At 65.0% G+C, this 17,265-nt stretch carries 17 protein-coding genes and 1 pseudogene; 10 read left to right on the forward strand and 8 right to left on the reverse strand.

The features are described 5' to 3' along the window. Positions 1-141: 141 nt before the first annotated feature. Complete coding sequence (locus ACETMP_RS23205; RefSeq protein WP_375158019.1) at positions 142-1,587, forward strand: TAXI family TRAP transporter solute-binding subunit; 1,446 nt, start codon at positions 142-144, stop codon at positions 1,585-1,587. A gap of 170 nt (positions 1,588-1,757) precedes the next feature. After that, positions 1,758-3,298 (forward strand): annotated as a pseudogene (locus ACETMP_RS23210) (alkaline phosphatase D family protein). Between the two features lie 24 nt (positions 3,299-3,322). Here the strand turns inward: ACETMP_RS23210 and ACETMP_RS23215 are convergent. After that, positions 3,323-3,706: a response regulator gene (locus ACETMP_RS23215; RefSeq protein WP_375161967.1), complete on the reverse strand. Its 384-nt coding sequence runs from the start codon at positions 3,704-3,706 to the stop codon at positions 3,323-3,325. A 177-nt stretch (positions 3,707-3,883) separates the two neighbouring features. Here ACETMP_RS23215 and ACETMP_RS23220 point away from each other — a divergent pair, with 177 nt between their 5' ends. The 6 genes from ACETMP_RS23220 to ACETMP_RS23245 all read left to right on the forward strand — a co-directional run bounded on the left by ACETMP_RS23220 (position 3,884) and on the right by ACETMP_RS23245 (position 10,865). After that, positions 3,884-4,648, forward strand: coding sequence for a Crp/Fnr family transcriptional regulator (locus tag ACETMP_RS23220; RefSeq protein WP_375158020.1), 765 nt, complete (start codon positions 3,884-3,886; stop codon positions 4,646-4,648). 273 nt (positions 4,649-4,921) lie between these two features. Beyond that, positions 4,922-5,638 carry a prolipoprotein diacylglyceryl transferase family protein gene (locus ACETMP_RS23225; protein WP_375158021.1) on the forward strand — a complete coding sequence of 239 codons (717 nt, stop codon included), beginning with the start codon at positions 4,922-4,924 and terminating at the stop codon, positions 5,636-5,638. Further along, a complete protein-coding gene (locus ACETMP_RS23230) occupies positions 5,635-7,065 on the forward strand; it encodes a radical SAM protein (protein ID WP_375158022.1) in 1,431 nt (476 codons plus the stop codon). The genes ACETMP_RS23225 and ACETMP_RS23230 overlap by 4 nt, the downstream gene beginning before the upstream one ends. After that, positions 7,062-7,352, forward strand: a complete 291-nt coding sequence (locus ACETMP_RS23235) for a hypothetical protein (RefSeq protein WP_375158023.1) — start codon at positions 7,062-7,064, stop codon at positions 7,350-7,352. The genes ACETMP_RS23230 and ACETMP_RS23235 overlap by 4 nt, the downstream gene beginning before the upstream one ends. 238 nt (positions 7,353-7,590) lie before the next feature. Then, entirely contained in the window at positions 7,591-9,417 is a 1,827-nt protein-coding gene (typA, locus tag ACETMP_RS23240) for a translational GTPase TypA (RefSeq protein WP_257197472.1), read from the forward strand. Positions 9,418-9,620: 203 nt separating this feature from the next. Then, positions 9,621-10,865, forward strand: coding sequence for a flavin monoamine oxidase family protein (locus ACETMP_RS23245; protein ID WP_375158024.1), 1,245 nt, complete (start codon positions 9,621-9,623; stop codon positions 10,863-10,865). Between the two features lie 100 nt (positions 10,866-10,965). Here ACETMP_RS23245 and ACETMP_RS23250 read toward each other — a convergent pair whose 3' ends face one another. The 4 genes from ACETMP_RS23250 to ACETMP_RS23265 are packed head-to-tail and all read right to left on the reverse strand — an operon-like array spanning position 10,966 to position 14,064. Continuing rightward, entirely contained in the window at positions 10,966-11,373 is a 408-nt protein-coding gene (locus tag ACETMP_RS23250; RefSeq protein WP_375158025.1) for a thiol-disulfide oxidoreductase DCC family protein, read from the reverse strand. Continuing rightward, positions 11,373-12,692, reverse strand: a complete 1,320-nt coding sequence (locus tag ACETMP_RS23255; RefSeq protein WP_375158026.1) for an SDR family oxidoreductase — start codon at positions 12,690-12,692, stop codon at positions 11,373-11,375. Before ACETMP_RS23255 ends, ACETMP_RS23250 begins: the two co-directional genes overlap by 1 nt. Before the next feature lie 8 nt (positions 12,693-12,700). After that, positions 12,701-13,168, reverse strand: a complete 468-nt coding sequence (locus ACETMP_RS23260; RefSeq protein WP_375158027.1) for a DUF2269 family protein — start codon at positions 13,166-13,168, stop codon at positions 12,701-12,703. Beyond that, positions 13,165-14,064 carry a dienelactone hydrolase family protein gene (locus ACETMP_RS23265; protein WP_375158028.1) on the reverse strand — a complete coding sequence of 300 codons (900 nt, stop codon included), beginning with the start codon at positions 14,062-14,064 and terminating at the stop codon, positions 13,165-13,167. The genes ACETMP_RS23260 and ACETMP_RS23265 overlap by 4 nt, the downstream gene beginning before the upstream one ends. 267 nt (positions 14,065-14,331) lie before the next feature. Between ACETMP_RS23265 and ACETMP_RS23270 the strand changes: the two genes are divergently transcribed. Both ACETMP_RS23270 and ppa read left to right on the forward strand, forming a co-directional pair. After that, positions 14,332-14,841, forward strand: a complete 510-nt coding sequence (locus ACETMP_RS23270; protein ID WP_024338772.1) for a GNAT family N-acetyltransferase — start codon at positions 14,332-14,334, stop codon at positions 14,839-14,841. A 193-nt stretch (positions 14,842-15,034) separates the two neighbouring features. Further along, positions 15,035-15,574 carry an inorganic diphosphatase gene (gene ppa / locus ACETMP_RS23275; RefSeq protein WP_375158029.1) on the forward strand — a complete coding sequence of 180 codons (540 nt, stop codon included), beginning with the start codon at positions 15,035-15,037 and terminating at the stop codon, positions 15,572-15,574. Between the two features lie 130 nt (positions 15,575-15,704). Here ppa and folD read toward each other — a convergent pair whose 3' ends face one another. From folD to ACETMP_RS23290, 3 genes are read right to left on the reverse strand one after another with little or no spacing between them, the layout of a single operon-like run. Then, positions 15,705-16,589, reverse strand: coding sequence for a bifunctional methylenetetrahydrofolate dehydrogenase/methenyltetrahydrofolate cyclohydrolase FolD (gene folD / locus ACETMP_RS23280; protein WP_375158030.1), 885 nt, complete (start codon positions 16,587-16,589; stop codon positions 15,705-15,707). Between the two features lie 10 nt (positions 16,590-16,599). After that, the gene (locus tag ACETMP_RS23285) at positions 16,600-16,944 is read right to left on the reverse strand and encodes a DUF167 domain-containing protein (RefSeq protein ID WP_375158031.1); all 345 of its coding nucleotides are present in this window, start codon (positions 16,942-16,944) and stop codon (positions 16,600-16,602) included. Between the two features lie 15 nt (positions 16,945-16,959). Then, positions 16,960-17,250: a YggT family protein gene (locus ACETMP_RS23290; protein WP_319339602.1), complete on the reverse strand. Its 291-nt coding sequence runs from the start codon at positions 17,248-17,250 to the stop codon at positions 16,960-16,962. Positions 17,251-17,265: the final 15 nt, after the last annotated feature.

Consider the following 17,265-nt stretch of genomic DNA (forward strand, 5'->3'; position numbering starts at 1 on the left):
CCTTCAGGGGAACTTTACCCTAACACCTTGCGTGCGGCCCGGGTTCATACGGGGATTTCCGCCATCCGCTAACCATGACGGAGATGTAACCCCGCCGGACAAGAAATTTGCTACAATTGCGGGCCTAAATCGCCGGCCAAGATGAAACTGAGCCTCAAGCGCCTGTTTGGGAGATCGATGACCGGGGGATTGGACCTGGCCGAAGCGTCCCCTCCGCCTTCGCCGCGATCCGCGGCGCGGAAGACGGCCTTGGTGTCTCTCGCATTCGTGCTTGCGATCGTGGGCGCGCTCGCCGGCGGCTATTACTTCGCGATGCGGCCGGTGACGCTGAAGATCGCGGTCGGCCCCGCCAACAGCGATGACGTCAAGGTCGTGCAGACGCTGACGCAGGCCTTCAGTCAGAGCAAGGGCCAGGTGCGGCTGCGGCCGATCCAGACCGATGGCGCCACCGCCAGCGCCAATGCACTCGCGGAAGGCAAGGCCGATCTCGCCATCGTGCGCGGCGACCTCGATGTGCCCAAGAACGCGCAAGCGGTCGCGACCCTGCGCAAGAACGTCGTGGTGCTGTGGTCCGTCCCGGGCAAAGGCAAGAAGCGGGGCGCGAAGATCACAAAGATCTCGCAACTCGCCGGCCATCGCGTCGGCGTGGTCGGCCGCACCCAGGCCAACGTCAATCTGCTCAAGGTGATCCTGCAGCAATACGGCGTCGATCCCGCCAAGGTCGAGATCGTGCAATTCCCCGCCAACGAGGTGGCCGAGGCGATCAAGGCTCAGAAGGCCGATGTCTATCTTGCGGCGGGCCCCGTCAACAGCAAGATCACGGCGGATGCGATCGCCGCCTCCAGCAAGGATTTCGGCGCGCCCAGCTTCATCGCGATCGATTCGGCGGATGCGATCGCGCAGAACCACCCGATCTACGAAGCGTCCGAGATCCCCGCCGGCACCTATGGCGGCTCGCCCGCCCGCCCGGAGGACGAGGTCAAGACCATCAGCTTCTCGCACCACATCGTGGCGCGCAAAGGCGTGTCCGAAACGACCATCGCGGCGTTCACGCGCCAGCTGTTCGCCGTGCGCCAGCAATTGGTGACCGAATTCCCCCTCGCGGCGAAGATCGAAACGCCCGATACCGACAAGGATGCAGTCATTCCGGTGCATCCCGGCGCCGCGGCCTTCGTCGACGGCGAGGAAAAGACCTTCCTCGACAAATACAGCGATTACATCTGGTGGAGCCTGATGGCGTTGTCCGCCATGGGCTCGATCGGCGCCTGGTTCGCCGGCTATCTGAAGAAGGATGAGCGCGACAACAACAGCCATCTGCGCGAACGACTGCTCGACATGATCGCGACCGCGCGCAAATGCGAGACGACCGAAGAGCTCGACCGGATGCAGGCCGAAGCCGATGAGATTCTGCGCGACACGCTGCGTTGCTTCGATCACGGCGCGATCGAGGAGGGCTCGCTCACCGCCTTCAACATCGCGCTGGATCAGTTCCACTCCGCCGTCGCCGACCGCAAGGCGGTGCTGTTCAGCCTGCCGCCGAACCTGCAGCGCGCTGGCACGCAGTTCCGGGCCGCAGGCAACGCCTGAGCTCCGGCACGCGTAATTGCCGCGTCACATTGCCTCAATATAGCTGCCGTCATTCCGGGATGGTCCGAAGGACCAGACCGCAGGTGCGCAATTGCGCACCGGGAATCTCGAGATTCCGGATTCGCGCTTCGCGCGCTCCGGAATGACAGCGAGAGATGAGCGAGCCAGCCATGAATATCAAATTCTCCCGTCGCCGCTTCCTCGCCACCGGCGCGGGTGCGCTCGGCACCATCGCGATGCCTTACCTGTCGCGCGCGGCCGACCGGCCGCTGGTCACCACGGCGTGCAGTCGGGCGACGTCACGGTCGATGGCGGCGTGGTGTGGGCGCGCACCGACCGGCCGGCGCAGATGCTGGTCGAGGTGGCGACGACTGACACGTTCAGGAATGCCCGCGCACTGCCGCCGATCGCGGCGCTCCCCGAGAGCGACTTCACCGCAAAGATGCTGATCGAGAACCTGCCGGGCGGTCAGGACATCTTTTACCGCGTCCGCTTCCGCGATCTCGCGCACAGCGCGGTCGAGGGCGAAGCGGTCGTCGGGCGCTTCCGCACCGCGCCGGCCGACCGCCGCGAGGTCAGCTTCGTCTGGGGCGGCGACGTCGCCGGCCAGGGCTGGGGCATCAACCCCGACGACGGCGGCATGTTCACCTTCTCGGCGATGCGCAAGCACCGGCCGGACTTCTTCCTGCATTCCGGCGACACCATCTACGCCGACGGCCCGATTGCATCCGAGGTGAAGCTCGCCGACGGCAAGATCTGGAAGAACGTCACCATCCCCGAGAAGGCCAAGGTCGCCGAGACGCTGGACGAGTATCGCGCCGCGCACAAATACAACCTCACCGACGACAATCTGCGTGCCTTCAATGCCGAGGTGCCGATCTTCGTGCAGTGGGACGATCACGAAGTGACCAACAATTGGTCACTCTCGAAAGAGCTGCCGACGGCCTACAAAGAGCGCGACATCGCGCTGCTCGCCGCGCGCGGGGCGCGCGCCTTCCACGAGATATATCCGCTGCGCGAAAGCATCAATGAGCCTGGCCGGGTCTATCGGCAGATCTCCTACGGCCCGCATCTCGACGTGTTCATGCTCGACGAGCGCAGCTATCGCGGCGCGAACGGCCCCAATCTCGAAACCGCTTACGGGCCCGCCAGCTATTTCCTCGGCCCGGACCAGATCGCCTGGCTGAAGCGCGGCCTGCTCAATTCGCGCGCGACATGGAAGGTAATCGCATCCGACATGCCGCTGAGCCTGATCGTATCGGACACCGCGAAGGGCGGCTCGGAAGCGATCGCGCAAGGCGACGGTCCGGTGCGCGGCCGCGAGTTCGAGATCGCCGACATCCTGCGCTTCATCAAGATCGCGCCGATCAGCAACGTTGTGTGGCTGACCGCCGACGTGCACTACGCCGCTGCGCATTATTACGATCCGAACAAGGCGCAATTCCAGGATTTCGAGCCGTTCTGGGAATTCGTGTCGGGGCCGCTGCATGCCGGCACCTTCGGTCCGAACGCGCTCGACAACACCTTTGGACCCGAGGTGCGCTTCATCAAGGCGCCGGGCAAGGACAGCCAGAACCTGCCGCCCTCAGCCGGCATGCAGTTCTTCGGTCACGTCAAGATCGACGGCGCCTCCGGCCAGTTGACGGTGACGTTGCGCGACCGTGCCGATGTCGCGCTGTGGTCGACCACGCTCGATCCGAAGCAGAGCTGACGACTGGAGCCCTGAAGACGGGTTCTAATCGGTTGCGCGGAGCTTCAGCGCCGCCTCCAGCGCGTCGCTCGAACAGGGCTTCTGCAACCGTGGATGACCGGAGAATTCTGGCGGAATGCGCGCCTCGGCGCCATAGCCGGTGACGAACACGAACGGGATCTTCAGGGCGAGAAGCCGTTCGGCGACCGCAAAGCTGGTCTCCCGGATCAGCTCGACATCGAGCAGCGCGAAGTCGGGCGCACGCTCGACAATGGCGCCCAGCGCCTGGGCCACCGACCCGACGGTCCGCACAACGGCGACGCCAAATCCAAGCAGGCGATCCTCGAAATCGATCGCGATGATGGGGTCGTCTTCGACAATCAGGACGTCGGCCGGCCAGCCTGTGCCATCGGGAACTACGGGTGCCATGATCAGATCTTGGGGTCGGGGGTTTTGGACAGGACTGCCGCGACACGATGCCTGCGCGGAGCGCATCGGAGGGTTCCCGGAACGAAACCCACCACATTGCCGTTCTTCAGTCTGTCCACTTGTGCACGCAGGAACGGTACGGAACTCGCTAGGATCGGGAGGAGAAGGGGGTTCACGATGGATGCGCGCATCAACAAGACGACCGAGGTCGAGAGCCGGCCGGCCAACAATCTGCTGCGGCGTTTGAGCCAAGCCGACTACGCTCTGCTCGCACCTCACGTCTCCGTCGAGGACTGCGCGGCAAGCGAGCTGCTCTACAATCCCGGCGATGACGTCCAGGTCGTCCACTTCCCCTGCGGACCGTCGCTCGCGACCTTTCTCGTTCCGAACGAGGACGGCCGCGACGTCGAAACCATCCTGGTCGGCCGCGAAGGCGCGGTGGGCGGTATCGTCAGCGAGGGCTACCTGCCGGCCTATACCCGGATCTGCGTGAAATTCGGCGGGCCGTTCGCGCGCGTTCATGTCGCCAAGCTGGAAGCGGCCAAGCTGCGCTCGGCCTCGCTGCGCAACATCTTTGCCCGCTACGCCGATTGCTTGCTGGCGCAGATCTTCCAGTCGACCGCCTGCAACGCGATCCATTCGATCGAGCAGCGGACCGCCAAATGGATTCTGGCGGCGATGGAGCGGACCGGCGACGAGAGCAGCGTGCCGCTGACCCACGAGCAGCTCGCGACGCTGCTCGGCGTTGGCCGCTCCTATGCCAGCCGCGTGCTTCAATCGTTCAAGGCAGAACGGATTCTCGACACGCGGCGCGGATCGATCCTGGTTCGCAGCCGCGACGGTCTCAGGCTTCGCGCCTGCCTCTGCAACGACGCGGTGAAAATGCACTTCGAAGAGGTGCTGCGCGGCGTCTACCCGACCGAGGAGCGGGAGGCAGGATAAGCGGTTCTTGCTTTCGTCCTTCTCCCCTTGTGGGAGAAGGTGGCATAGGCGGCCTCCGGCCGCCGTTCCTAGGAACGCCGAAGCAAAGCTTCGGCTATGGCGCCGGATGAGGGGTTCTATCCGCGAGTCCCACGGTGGTTGAGTTCGCGGAGAGATACCCCTCACCCCAATGAGCGTGCGGCAAATAGCGGAGCTGCCCTCTCCCACAAGGGGAGAGGGCACAGATATGTGCCGCGCGCTTCTCAACGTCTGCCATGCTATAGTATCCCCGGCATGAGCGGGGCTTTGCTTCACACCATCTTCGACGTCTTGGCGTGGCTGGGGGCGGCCGCGGCCGCCTACGGGCTGGCGCGACGGGGTTTGCGGTTTCCGGCGCAATCCTTGGCGCTGCCCTACATCGCCGCGCTGGTGTTCGGCGCGGGCCTCGGCGCCTATCTGTTCGGCTCCGCCAATCTGTGGCTGTCGGGTCAGAGCGGCATCGCGCGCTCGGTCGAGGGCGCGCTGGCCGGCGGCATCGTGGCGATCGAGCTCTACAAATGGACCGCCGGCATCACCTTGCGCACCGGCGCGCGGTTTGCGCTGCCGCTGGCCGTCGGCATCGCGATCGGCCGGCTCGGCTGCTATTTCGCAGGCCTCGACGACTTCACCTATGGCACCCCGACCACGTTGCCTTTCGGCCATGATTTCGGCGACGGCGTTCTGCGCCATCCCGTCCAGCTCTACGAGAGTGCGGCCATGGCCGTGTTCGCGCTCGTCTATGTGCTGGCGGTCTTGAACCGGAACGCGTTCACGATCACCAATGGTTTCTACCTGGCGCTCGCCTATTATGGAGCGCAGCGCTTCCTGTGGGAATTCCTCAAGCCCTACGGCACGCTGATCGGCCCCTTCACCCTGTTTCACCTGCTGTCGCTGTCCATCCTGCTCTACGCTGGCGTCATGTTGGCGACGGCGCCCAAAGCGAGACGCTTGCAAAATGAGTTACTTGCATGAACGCGCCGCTGCGCAAGTCGCGTCCCTATATTTTCTGGGGCCAGACCCAATCTCTCTGCGAAACCTGCCTGAAGCTGGTGCCGGCCAAGATCCAGATCCTGGACAACGAGGTCTGGTACGAAAAGCGCTGCAGGGAGCACGGCGTCCAGTCCACGCTGGTGTCCACCGACGCCGCCTATTGGCGCTTGTGCAAGGATTTCATCAAGCCCGGCGACCGGCCGCTGCAATTCCAGCAGCGCACCGAATTCGGCTGTCCCTACGATTGCGGCCTCTGTTCCGACCACGAGCAGCATTCCTGCCTGGCGCTGATCGAGATCACCGAGCACTGCAACCTGACCTGCCCGGTCTGCTTCGCGGAATCCTCGCCGGCACGAACCAAATTCACCCCGCTCGCAACCGTCGAGAAGATGCTGGACGCGCTGGTCGCAAGCGAGGGCGAGCCCGATCTCGTGCAGATCTCCGGCGGCGAGCCGACGCTGCATCCGGATTTCTTCGATATCCTGGACGCGGTGCGCGCCCGTCCGATCCGCCACGTCATGATCAACACTAACGGTCTGCGCATCGCGCGCGAAAAGGATTTCGTGGCGCGGCTGGCCGAGAACAAGCGCGGACTGGAGGTCTATCTCCAGTTCGATTCGCTGCAGCGCGACGCGCTGGTCGATCTGCGCGGCGCGGATTTGCGCAGGATCCGGCAGCAGGCGCTGGAAAATCTCGAGCATTGCGGCGTGTCGACCACGCTGGTCGCGACCATCAAGCGCGGCGTCAACGATGCCGAGATCGGCGACATCGTCCGCCACGCGCTCACCTGGAAATGCGTGCGCGGCGTCACGCTGCAGCCGGTGCAGGACGCCGGCCGCAACGACAATTTCGATGGCAAGACCGACCGCATCATGCTGTCGGAGATCCGCAAGCGCGTGATCGAGACCGGCGTGTTCGGCGACAAGGACATGATCCCGCTGCCCTGCAATCCCGAGAGCATCTCGATCGGCTACGGCCTGCGCAACGGCGAGAAGGTGCTGCCGCTGACCTCGCTGATCCCGCAGGAGCAGCTGATCGCAGTGATGCCCAACACCATCAGCCCGGAAAAATATCCGATGCTGCGGGAAAAATTCGTCGATCTGTTCTCGCTGTCGTCGGGTCCGCTCAACACGTCCGAACGGGTCTGCGAATTGCTGTGCTGCCTGCCGAGCTTTCAGGTGCCGGAAGGGCTCTCCTACGAGAACGTCTTCCGCGTCACCATCGTGCAGTTTCTCGATCGCTTCAATTTCTGCGTCGGCAACGTCAAGCGCAGCTGCATCCATTTCGTGACGGAGCAGGGCGCGATCATTCCGTTCGACACCTACAATCTGTTCTACCGCAACGGAAAGATCGACGGCATCCGCGCGGCGCTGGTCGCGCAGGCAAGTGAAGGAGTCATGCAGGCATGAGCATCAGCGACCCACCGCCGCCGGCTCCTTCGGGGCCGCCTCCTGCCCCGAAGGAAAAGCGCTCCGGCTGCCTGACCGCGTTGATGGCGATCGCCGGGATCTTCATGCTGTTGCCGGGGCTGTGCGCGCTCCTGTTCGGCGGAATGTCGGTGATCGACGGTGGCCGGATCCCTTCCGACATGGCCTCGCTGGTGTTCTTGGGGCTGGTCATCGGCATCGGGGGCGTCGTCCTGATCTGGGCGGCCATCATGGGGCGAAAGGCCCCGTCGGCCCGCAACGGTCGCTAAGCCCCGGAGATTCCCGGGCAAAATTCAGTCATCCAAGGCCCAAAGAACGCATTGTTTTTTGGCGGTTTTTGCATATATTGCGCCGCAACGCGCAGGGCGCCCGGTCATGATGGCCGGGCTTCCCTTTTGGGCGGAAAGCGCCCCGTTTCCAGTCTTCCAGCGTTGTTTCGAGAAGAGGTCCCGGTCTGACCGGCGAGATCGCGCTTAACCCATTGTTCGACCGCAAAGAAGCTCACTCATGAATCTTCGTAACGTTGCCATCATCGCCCACGTCGACCACGGCAAGACGACCCTGGTCGACAAACTCCTCCAGCAGTCCGGCACGTTCCGCGAGAACCAGAAGGTGACGGATCGCGCCATGGATTCCAACGACCTGGAGCGCGAGCGCGGCATCACCATCCTGGCCAAGGCCGCCTCGGTGCAGTGGAAGGACACCCGCATCAACATCGTCGATACCCCCGGCCACGCCGATTTCGGCGGCGAGGTCGAGCGCATCCTCAACATGGTGGACGGCGCCCTGGTGCTGGTCGACGCCGCCGAAGGCCCGCTGCCGCAGACCAAGTTCGTGGTCTCCAAGGCGCTCAAGGTCGGCCTGAAGCCGATCGTCGTCATCAACAAGGTCGATCGCCCCGACGCGCGCCCGACGGAAGTCATCAACGAGGTGTTCGACCTGTTCGCGGCGCTCGATGCCAGCGAGGAGCAGCTCGACTTCCCGATCCTCTACGGGTCGGCCAAGCAGGGCTGGATGGCCGACAGCCCGGAGGGTCCGAAGGACAAGGGCATGGAGCCGCTGTTCGACCTGATCCTGCGCCACGTCGCGCCGCCCAAGGTCGAGGAAGGTCCGTTCAGGATGATCGGCACCATCCTGGAAGCCAATCCCTATCTCGGCCGCATCATCACCGGCCGCATCTCCTCCGGCGTGCTCAAGCCGAACCAGCAGGTCAAGGTGCTGAACGCCGACGGCAAGCTGGTCGAGTCCGGACGCATCACCAAGATCCTGGCTTTCCGGGGCCTCGAGCGTACGCCGCTCGATGAAGCCGAAGCCGGCGACATCGTCGCCATTGCCGGCCTGACCAAGGGCACCGTCGCCGACACTTTCTGCGATCCGACCGTCGAGGTGCCGCTGCCGGCGCAGCCGATCGACCCGCCGACCGTGTCGATGTCCTTCATCGTCAACAACTCCCCGCTCGCCGGCACCGAAGGCGACAAGGTGACGAGCCGCATGATCCGCGACCGCCTGCTGCGCGAGGCCGAAGGCAATGTCGCGCTGCGCGTGGTTGAAGCCGCCGACAAGGACGCGATGGAAGTCTCGGGCCGCGGCGAATTGCAGCTCGCGATCCTGATCGAGACCATGCGCCGCGAGGGCTTCGAGCTCTCGGTGTCGCGGCCGCGCGTCGTGTTCCAGAAGGACGAGGCTACCGGCGCCACCCTGGAGCCCATCGAGGAGGTCGTGATCGACGTTGACGAGGAGCATTCCGGCGTCGTCGTGCAGAAGATGAGCGAGCGCAAGTCCGAGCTGATCGAGATGAAGCCGTCGGGCGGCAACCGTCAGCGCCTGGTGTTCTACGCGCCGACCCGCGGCCTGATCGGCTACCAGGGCGAATTGCTCACCGACACCCGCGGCACCGCGATCATGAACCGCCTGTTCCACGGCTACGCGCCGTACAAGGGCGAGATCCAGGGCCGCCGCAACGGCGTGCTGATCTCCAACGACCAGGGCGAAGCGGTGGCTTACGCCATGTTCAAGCTGGAAGATCGCGGCCCGATGATGATCGAGCCGGGCTGGAAGGTCTACAAGGGCATGATCGTCGGCGAGCACACCCGCGACAACGATCTCGAGATCAACGTGCTCAAGGGCAAGCAGCTCACCAACATCCGCACGACCTCGAAGGACGAGGCCGTGCGCCTGACCCCGCCGATCCGCATGACGCTGGAGAAGGCGCTCGCCTATATCGAGGACGACGAGCTCGTCGAGGTCACCCCGAAGTCGATCCGCCTGCGCAAGAAGCACCTCGACCCGAACGAGCGCAAGCGCGCGGAAAAGGCCAAGGAAGCGGTGGCGTAAGGCCACTGCTTCTCGTGCCCCGGACGCAGCGCAGCGCGCACTTCGCGGTGCGCTGCAGAGCCGGGGCCCAGACATTCTCACCACCCGCCCATCGCTGTAGGTCCCCTGCGCAGCAGCGCAAGCGTGCTGCAGCGCGTCCGGGACACGAGAGCTGCATGTTTGCCCGGCTTCAGCGCGTCCAACAGACGTGCTAGATCCCACTCATGTGCCTCCCCTCCTCCGTCGACGTCGCGATCATCGGTGCCGGTGCCGCCGGCCTCGGCGCGGCGCATGCGCTGGCGGGCTCCGGCCTCTCGGCGATCGTGCTGGAGGCGCGTGACAGGCTCGGCGGCCGGGCTTGGACGGTGCAGGCCTCGCCCGAGGTCACTTTCGACGTCGGCTGCGGCTGGCTGCACTCCGCCGACAAGAACTCCTTCGTCGCGATCGCAAGGCAGCTTGGCTTCGAGCTCAACAAGGACCTGCCGCCCTGGCGCGAGCGCGCCTATGGCAATGCGTTTCCGCCAGGCGAGCGCGACGATTTCATGCGCGCGATGGACGCGTTCTACGAGCGCCTCTGGCAAGCCGCGCAAAAGGGCCAGGACGAGCCCGCGAGCCTGAGCCTCGAAGCGGGCAATCGCTGGAATCCCATGATCGACGCGCTCTCGACCTATATCAACGGCTGCGAGCTGAAGGACATGTCCACGCTCGACTGGGACGCCTATGAGGACACGGACCTGAACTGGCGCGTCCGCCGCGGCTATGGCGCGCTTGTCTCGGCCTATGGCGCGCCCTGCCCCGTGGCCCTGAATTGCAGTGTCACGCTGATCGATCATTCCAGCAAGCGCATCCGCATCGAGACATCGCAGGGCACGCTGACCGCGGACAAGGCGATTGTCACCGTGCCGACCAACCTGATCGCCGATCAGACGTTGCGCTTTTCACCGTCGCTGCCGTCCAAGATCGAGGCAGCAGCCGGCCTGCCGCTCGGCGTCGACGACAAGGTGACGCTGGCGCTCGAGGACGCCGAAGCCTTTCCGAAGGAAGCCAATCTGCGCGGCGCCACCATGCGCACCGAGATGGGCACCTACCACATCCGCCCGTTCGGCCAGCCCTGCATCGAAGGCTTCTTCGGCGGCAGCTTCGCGCGCGAGCTGGAGGATTCCGGCGAAGGTGCCATCGCCGCGCAAGCCATCAACGAGATCGCTTGCTTCCTCGGCAACGATATCCGGCGCAAGCTGAAGCCGCTCTACGCGTCGCGCTGGGCGCATGATCCGTTCGCGCGGGGATCGTATTCGCACGCGCTGCCCGGCCATGCCGGCGATCGTGCCGTGCTGGCCGCGCCGGTGGACGGGCGGCTGTTCTTTGCCGGCGAGGCGACGTCGCCGACCTTCTTCACGACGGCACATGGCGCGCGGGACAGCGGGGAACGCGCGGCGGGGGAAGTGCTGGCTGCGATTGGGGCGCTTTAGTCGCAGACTCCGTCATTGCGAGCGCAGCGAGGCAATCCAGAAACTTCCCGCGGAGGCAATCCGGATTGCTTCGTCGCAAGAGTTCCTCGCAATGACGTGGCTACTCGATCACGCGCGCCCGCAAGTCAGCATCAGGGACGAAGCACGCATCGTACTTGCCGAAGATGCGGTAGCGGTTGCGCGCGACGAGGCTGTAGACGACGTCGCGCAGCGGCTTCGGCACCGCGAAAAGCGCCCGCGCCCAGCGCCAGCTGGGAAGCTGCGACAGCACCGTCAGTGCGGCGTCGGACTTCATGAACACTTCGCCGCCGTGGACGACCGCGTTGGTGTCGGGATCAGCGGGGTCGATGCCGAATGTGCGCGCCAAACGTGCGCCATAGTCCGACTGGATCGGCGTGAAACGAAACCGCTTCGGGATGTCGCGCGTGGCCACGAAACGGACCCAGCGCGAGCAGAAGATGCAGACGCCGTCGAACAGGATCACGTCGTCGTCGGGCCATAGGGGCATCAGCGATTATCCAGCATCAGGAGACCGACCAGCATCAGCACGATCGCTGGACCGGTCTTGACCAGCGCGCCGAGCGGCTCGATCCAGAGGTCGGGCGTCAGGATCGCCGCGCCGACCATATAGCCGAGCGAAGCGACGATGCCCGCAACGAGGCCCGTGGCCGCGGTGCGGCGGAAGGCGATCAGCACGCCGATGCTCATGTCCATCAGGCTGGTTCCGACAGTGATGGGATCGACCAGCGCCGGCGGAAAATCGTGCGCGGTCAGGATGCCGGCGGCGGCCCGATAGGACACGAACAGCGCGATGAAGCCGGAGACGAGCCAGAACGCGACCAGGCTCGCAAGAATCAGGGCTTTGATCAGGAACAGGCGCGCGAACCATTTGTCCTGGATGGTGGCGGGATGACGGCCGATCATCTCGGCAAGCGCCTTCGGCGTGATGCCGGTGGCGGCAATCCAGGCTGAGGGATCACCTCGCACGCCCCGGCGCAGTTCGGCGATGGCGGTGGAGCGCATCGGCGGCATCCAGCCGAGGCAGCTGGCGAGATCGCCGATCCTCGCGCCGAGATCGAGCAGAATCGCCGGCATCGCGATGCGCGGCCAGCTGGACGTGCCGAACGCGCGGCGAAATTGCTCGATGACGCCGGCCATCGTGACCGGCTCTGCCTGCATCAGATCCCAGCTCACCGCGTTCACGGACGCATCGTCGATGTCCCGCGCGGCCAGCCAGGCGATGGTGGCCCAGATTTCCTCCACGCCGACAGGCTGGAACGGTGTTGCCATCTCCTTGCCCGGAAGATCCAACGGGAAGGCCGCGAGCGCGCGGAGCAAGGCGCTGCCGCCGTAGGCTGACGGTGCAACGACGAAACCGGGGCGCAGGACGGCATGGGGAATGCCGGACGCCGCGATCAGGCGCTCGGCCTCGCGTTTGGTCGTCGCAAACGCGGTGCGGTCGGCCTCCGCCGCTCCCGGAATTGAGATATGCACCAGCCGGATGGCGCAGCCGCTGTCGCCGATCGCGGCAAGGAGCCGCGTGACGAAATCGCGATGCACGGCGCCCGTATCGCTGCCTGGCCCGTCCTGCAGCACGCCGAGGCAATTTACGACGACATCGACGGCATGCTCGCGCAGGAGCCGCGCCAGCGCGGCTGCATCCAGCGAGAGGATCGGCAGCTCGATGTCCAACGCGCTCGTTCTTTGCGACGGCGACAGGCTGCGCGCCACGCCGACGACGCGGAATCCCCGCGCGCGGAGGTCGTCGGTGACGAAGCGGCCGATCAGGCCGGAGGCGCCGAGCACCAGAATGGTCCGCTCACTCATCACGTCCCTCAAGACGGTTTTGCGATCATCAGCCAGAGGATCAGCATGGTCGCACCGAAACCGGGAACGCCGAACGCGAACCAGCGGCGGAACAGAATGAAGTAGCGCTGCGGCAGCGCGCTGCGCTGATCGGTCGCTTTGCGCGCGAGATCGCGCATCTCGATCTGCATAAAGACGACGGGAACCCAGAACAGGCCGGCGACGGCGTAAAGTGCGAGCGAGGCGAGCAGCCAATGCTCCGTGATCGGCGTCGCCGAGAGCATCATCAATAGGCCGCCCGTCACCGGTTGGAGCAGCACCGCCGACAGCGTGAAGATCGCATCCGCGATCACCACCACCGAGGCCGTGCGCGCGATGAAGGCCACATCGTTCGTGCGATGCGCCATCAGCATGAAGAAGGCGATGCCGGTGCCGGTGCCGAGAATGACGATGGCGCCGAGCACATGCAGAAACTTGACCAGGACATACGGCGTCATGGCTTCTTGGTCGCCTTTGGCCTGTCCGGGTTCAGCGCACGCGCGAGATCGCCGCTTGCGGCTTTGACCCCGGCTTCGCTCTCGATCATCCAATGCCCCTCGCTGCCGAGCGCCGGCAAGGTGCGGAAGTCCACCTTGCCGCCACCGCCGCGAAACGCCTCGGCCAGGCTCTTCGACAATGCCGGCGAGAAGTAGCTGTCATTGGCCGCAACGAGCCATGTGACGGGGATACGCGCGCCTCTGCCGAACTCCGCGGCAGCGGCAAGCAGGGTGGCTGGCGCGCAGATCCGGTTCGGCTCGTCATTGGCATGGCCACCGCGCCCCGGCGCAAACACCGCGATGGCGGCGATCGTCTTCGGGTCGGCATCGGCGAGCGCCAGCGCACCCCAGCCGCCGGCGGAATGGCCGATCACGATCGCGGCCTCCTTGCGAATGAAATCCTGCTTTCGCAAATGGTCCAGCGCGAGCCGGATCTGCTCGGCCGTTGCACGGCCCGAACGCGCATAGTCGGCCTCGTCACATCCGCCCTGATCCTCGACATAGCGGCCGCCGGTCGCGCCATGGCCGAGCCGCTCCGGCACCAGCACGGCATAACCGCGCGCGACGAGATAGGTGGCAAGCGGGCGGTATTCCGGCTGCGGCATTTGCGCCCGACGCAAGCCATTCTGCGTCGAAGCGTGCGCGATGACCGCAAGCCGGAACGGACCTGCGCCGGCGGGGCGAAACAGCACGGCATGGGCGGCGATGCCGGTATCCAGCGACGGCACAAGCCATTTCTGTCGGCGAAGCGGCTCGCCCTCTGCACCCGACGGGCCGGACGTGACCTGGGCGCACAGAGGCGGCGCGGCCAGCAAGGCCAGCAGAGGCAGGAGCGCGATGATTTTGAGGAGCCGCATGAATGGCCGAGGGCGACACGAGAAGCGACCGCCACACTAGTTGGAACGAAACACTCTGGGCGGACTTTTTGCGCTGCCATTGTCGTTCATTCATTGCCGCACAACGAGTTTTGCACCGATGCAGGGCATGCCGAGGCCATTTGAGTCGGCGTCTTGTCTTTTTTTCGGCACAACAGGGTTAAGAGACTGATGCACAAAGTCCACACGTTAACCGATAATTAACGATAGGACTTGCCGCCGAGGCGGCGACTTGGTTTGATCGTATCCATGAGCACAACCCTGATCGAGGTCCGGCCGGCCAAAGCTGCAGATGCAACTGCGGTGGCGTCCACGCATGACGAAGCCTGGCGCTCCGCCTATCAGGGCATCATTCCCGGCGCCGAGCTGGAGAAGCTGATCAATCGCCGCGGGCCGCAATGGTGGGATAGTGCGATCCGCAAGGGCAGCCGCGTCAGCGTGCTGGTGTTCGGCGACAAGATCGCGGGCTATGCCAATTACGGTCGCAACCGCGCCCGCAGCCTGCATTTCGACGGCGAGATCTACGAGCTTTATCTGCGCCCGGAATTCCAGGGCCTCGGCTTCGGCCGTCGCCTGTTCGCCGCCGCCCGCCGCGACCTGATGCAGAGCGGGCTGAAGAGCATGGTGGTGTGGGCGCTCTCGGACAACGACCCCGCAACCGAGTTTTACCGGGCGCTCGGGGGCCGTATGGTGGCGCGCTCGTCGGAGCGTTTCGGGCCGAAGGCGCTCGACAAGGTTGCCTTCGCTTGGACCAATTAGACTTGGACCAATTGAGCTGCTGAAAGCAGAAACGGCAGCGTTTCCCGTCCGTCGATACCGTTGCCTATGCGCCGGTGATTTCCGGATTCATTATTTCACAAAAACGCGATGGATCAGCGGGCCAAGCCCGCGTATGACAGCGCCAAAATCGGCTGCCGGGCGCGATTTTACCTCGGCAACAACGGAGCCTTGAATGCGTATCGATGCGATCTCGATCGGGAAAAACGTACCGCACGAAGTCAACGTCCTCATCGAAGTCCCCGTGGGCGGCGAACCGATCAAGTACGAGATGGACAAGGAGGCCGGCACGCTGGTGGTCGACCGCTTCCTTTACACGCCGATGCGTTACCCCGGCAATTACGGTTTCATCCCGCACACCCTGTCGGATGACGGCGACCCCTGCGACGTCCTGATCGTCAACACCCGCGCCATCATTCCCGGCGCCGTCATGAGCGTGCGCCCGGTTGGCGTGCTGTTCATGGAGGACGAAGCCGGCGGCGACGAGAAGATTCTGGCGGTGCCGTCATCAAAGCTCACGCAGCGCTACGACAAGGTGAAGTCGTACTCCGACCTGCCCGACATCACGCTGCAGCAGATCCAGCACTTCTTCGAGCACTACAAGGATCTCGAGAAGGGCAAATGGGTGAAGATCCTGCGCTGGGGCGGCCCGGAGGACGCGCACAAGCTGATCCTCGAAGGCATGGACCGCGAGAAGAAAAAGAAGAAGGGCTGAGGCAACCGTGTCCCGGACGCGATGCGGCACGAAGTGACGCGTTGCAGAGCCGGGACCCACGCCGCCACTGGACCCCGGCTCAGCTGCGCACCGCCAAAGAAGCGCTGCGCTGCGTCCGGGGCATGAAAACTCACACCGCAGGCTTCGGCAGCCCCGCGATCGCGCAGGCAGCGCGCAGCGTATTCACCAGCAGGCACGCCACGGTCATCTGACCGACGCCGCCCGGCACCGGCGTGATGGCGCCGGCAACCCCGAGCGCGTCCTGATAGGCGACATCGCCGACGAGGCGCGTCTTGCCGTCCTCCTTCGGGATGCGATTGATGCCGACATCGATCACGGTCGCGCCCGGCTTCAGCCATTCGCCGCGCACCATCTCGGGCCTGCCGACCGCGGCATAGACGAGATCGGCTTGCTTCACCAGCCCGGGCAGGTCGCGCGAGCGCGAATGCGCGATCGTCACCGTGGCGTTCTCGTTCAGCAGCAATTGCACCAGCGGACGGCCGACCAGATTGGAGCGGCCGATGACGATCGCATTCATGCCTTCCAGCGAAGCGTGCACGCTCTTGGTCAGGATGATGCAGCCGAGCGGCGTGCACGGCGACAGCGCCTGGAAGCCGCCGGCGAGCCGGCCGGCATTGTTCGGATGCAGGCCGTCGACGTCCTTGGCGGGATCGATGGCGTTGATGACGGCTTCCGTGTTCAGGCCCTTCGGCAGCGGCAGCTGCACCAGGATGCCGTGCACGGCGGGATCGCGGTTCAGCTTTTCGACCAGCGCCAGGAGGTCTGCTTGCGAAACGTCGGCCGGCAGCTTGTGCTCGAAGGAGGCCATGCCGGCGGCTTGGGTCTGGGTGTGCTTGGAGCGGACATAGACCTCGCTGGCGGGGTCGTTGCCGACCAGAACCACCGCAAGGCCCGGCACCAGATTGTGCTCGCGCCTGACCCTGGCGACCTCGTCGGCGACGCGGGCCCGAAGCTCTGCGGCAATGGCTTTTCCATCGATGATCTTGGCCGTCATGTCAGTTCCCTCAGTCTTTCGATTTGGCCGCGACGAGCTGGCGCAGGGCTTCGCCGAGCCGTGCCGGATCGCCGTCGACCGCGATCTGCTTCAGCCGCGAGGTCGCACCGGACAGCAGCCTCACGCTGGCCTTGGGAACGCCGAGCGATTTCGCCAGCAGGACCAGGACGGCCTTGTTGGCCTCGCCGCCATCGGCGATGGCGCGCACCCGCACCTTGAGCACGCTGCGGCCATCGGCCAGCTGCTCGATCCCGTCGATGTCGTCGCGGCCGCCGCGCGGCGTCACCCGCAATGCGATGCTGATCCCTGCGACCGCGTAGCGCCAAGGCTCCTTGCCGGCGTCTCGGGCAACCAAGGCGCTCCAGCCCGCTCAGACCACGTTGGGGTAGATGTAGTACAGGATCACCCGCTCGATGAACATGATGATCAGGATCAGGATGATCGGCGAGATGTCGAGGCCGCCGAGACTGGGCAGGAGATTGCGAATCGGCGCCAGCACCGGCTCGGTGATCCGGTACAGGAACTCCGCCACCGCCGACACGAACTGGTTGCGCGTGTTCACGACGTTGAAGGCGATCAGCCAGGACAGGATCGCGGAGGCGATCAGCAGCCAGACGTAGAGGTCGAGCACGATGATAACGATGTCGAGAACGGCACGCATGATTTTTCAGGACTC

Origin of the sequence: Bradyrhizobium dasycarpum (assembly GCF_042019905.1) — a bacterium.
Classification (GTDB): Bacteria; Pseudomonadota; Alphaproteobacteria; order Rhizobiales; family Xanthobacteraceae; genus Bradyrhizobium; species Bradyrhizobium japonicum_B.

What these genes read in the sequence shown, in the direction of transcription:
- ACETMP_RS23205 (WP_375158019.1), top strand. Translation starts at nt 142, where the DNA reads ATGAAACTGAGCCTCAAGCGCCTGTTTGGGAGATCGATGACCGGGGGA.
- ACETMP_RS23215 (WP_375161967.1), bottom strand. Translation starts at nt 3,706, where the DNA reads ATGGCACCCGTAGTTCCCGATGGCACAGGCTGGCCGGCCGACGTCCTG.
- ACETMP_RS23220 (WP_375158020.1), top strand. Translation starts at nt 3,884, where the DNA reads ATGGATGCGCGCATCAACAAGACGACCGAGGTCGAGAGCCGGCCGGCC.
- ACETMP_RS23225 (WP_375158021.1), top strand. Translation starts at nt 4,922, where the DNA reads ATGAGCGGGGCTTTGCTTCACACCATCTTCGACGTCTTGGCGTGGCTG.
- ACETMP_RS23230 (WP_375158022.1), top strand. Translation starts at nt 5,635, where the DNA reads ATGAACGCGCCGCTGCGCAAGTCGCGTCCCTATATTTTCTGGGGCCAG.
- ACETMP_RS23235 (WP_375158023.1), top strand. Translation starts at nt 7,062, where the DNA reads ATGAGCATCAGCGACCCACCGCCGCCGGCTCCTTCGGGGCCGCCTCCT.
- typA (WP_257197472.1), top strand. Translation starts at nt 7,591, where the DNA reads ATGAATCTTCGTAACGTTGCCATCATCGCCCACGTCGACCACGGCAAG.
- ACETMP_RS23245 (WP_375158024.1), top strand. Translation starts at nt 9,621, where the DNA reads ATGTGCCTCCCCTCCTCCGTCGACGTCGCGATCATCGGTGCCGGTGCC.
- ACETMP_RS23250 (WP_375158025.1), bottom strand. Translation starts at nt 11,373, where the DNA reads ATGCCCCTATGGCCCGACGACGACGTGATCCTGTTCGACGGCGTCTGC.
- ACETMP_RS23255 (WP_375158026.1), bottom strand. Translation starts at nt 12,692, where the DNA reads ATGAGTGAGCGGACCATTCTGGTGCTCGGCGCCTCCGGCCTGATCGGC.
- ACETMP_RS23260 (WP_375158027.1), bottom strand. Translation starts at nt 13,168, where the DNA reads ATGACGCCGTATGTCCTGGTCAAGTTTCTGCATGTGCTCGGCGCCATC.
- ACETMP_RS23265 (WP_375158028.1), bottom strand. Translation starts at nt 14,064, where the DNA reads ATGCGGCTCCTCAAAATCATCGCGCTCCTGCCTCTGCTGGCCTTGCTG.
- ACETMP_RS23270 (WP_024338772.1), top strand. Translation starts at nt 14,332, where the DNA reads ATGAGCACAACCCTGATCGAGGTCCGGCCGGCCAAAGCTGCAGATGCA.
- ppa (WP_375158029.1), top strand. Translation starts at nt 15,035, where the DNA reads ATGCGTATCGATGCGATCTCGATCGGGAAAAACGTACCGCACGAAGTC.
- folD (WP_375158030.1), bottom strand. Translation starts at nt 16,589, where the DNA reads ATGACGGCCAAGATCATCGATGGAAAAGCCATTGCCGCAGAGCTTCGG.
- ACETMP_RS23290 (WP_319339602.1), bottom strand. Translation starts at nt 17,250, where the DNA reads ATGCGTGCCGTTCTCGACATCGTTATCATCGTGCTCGACCTCTACGTC.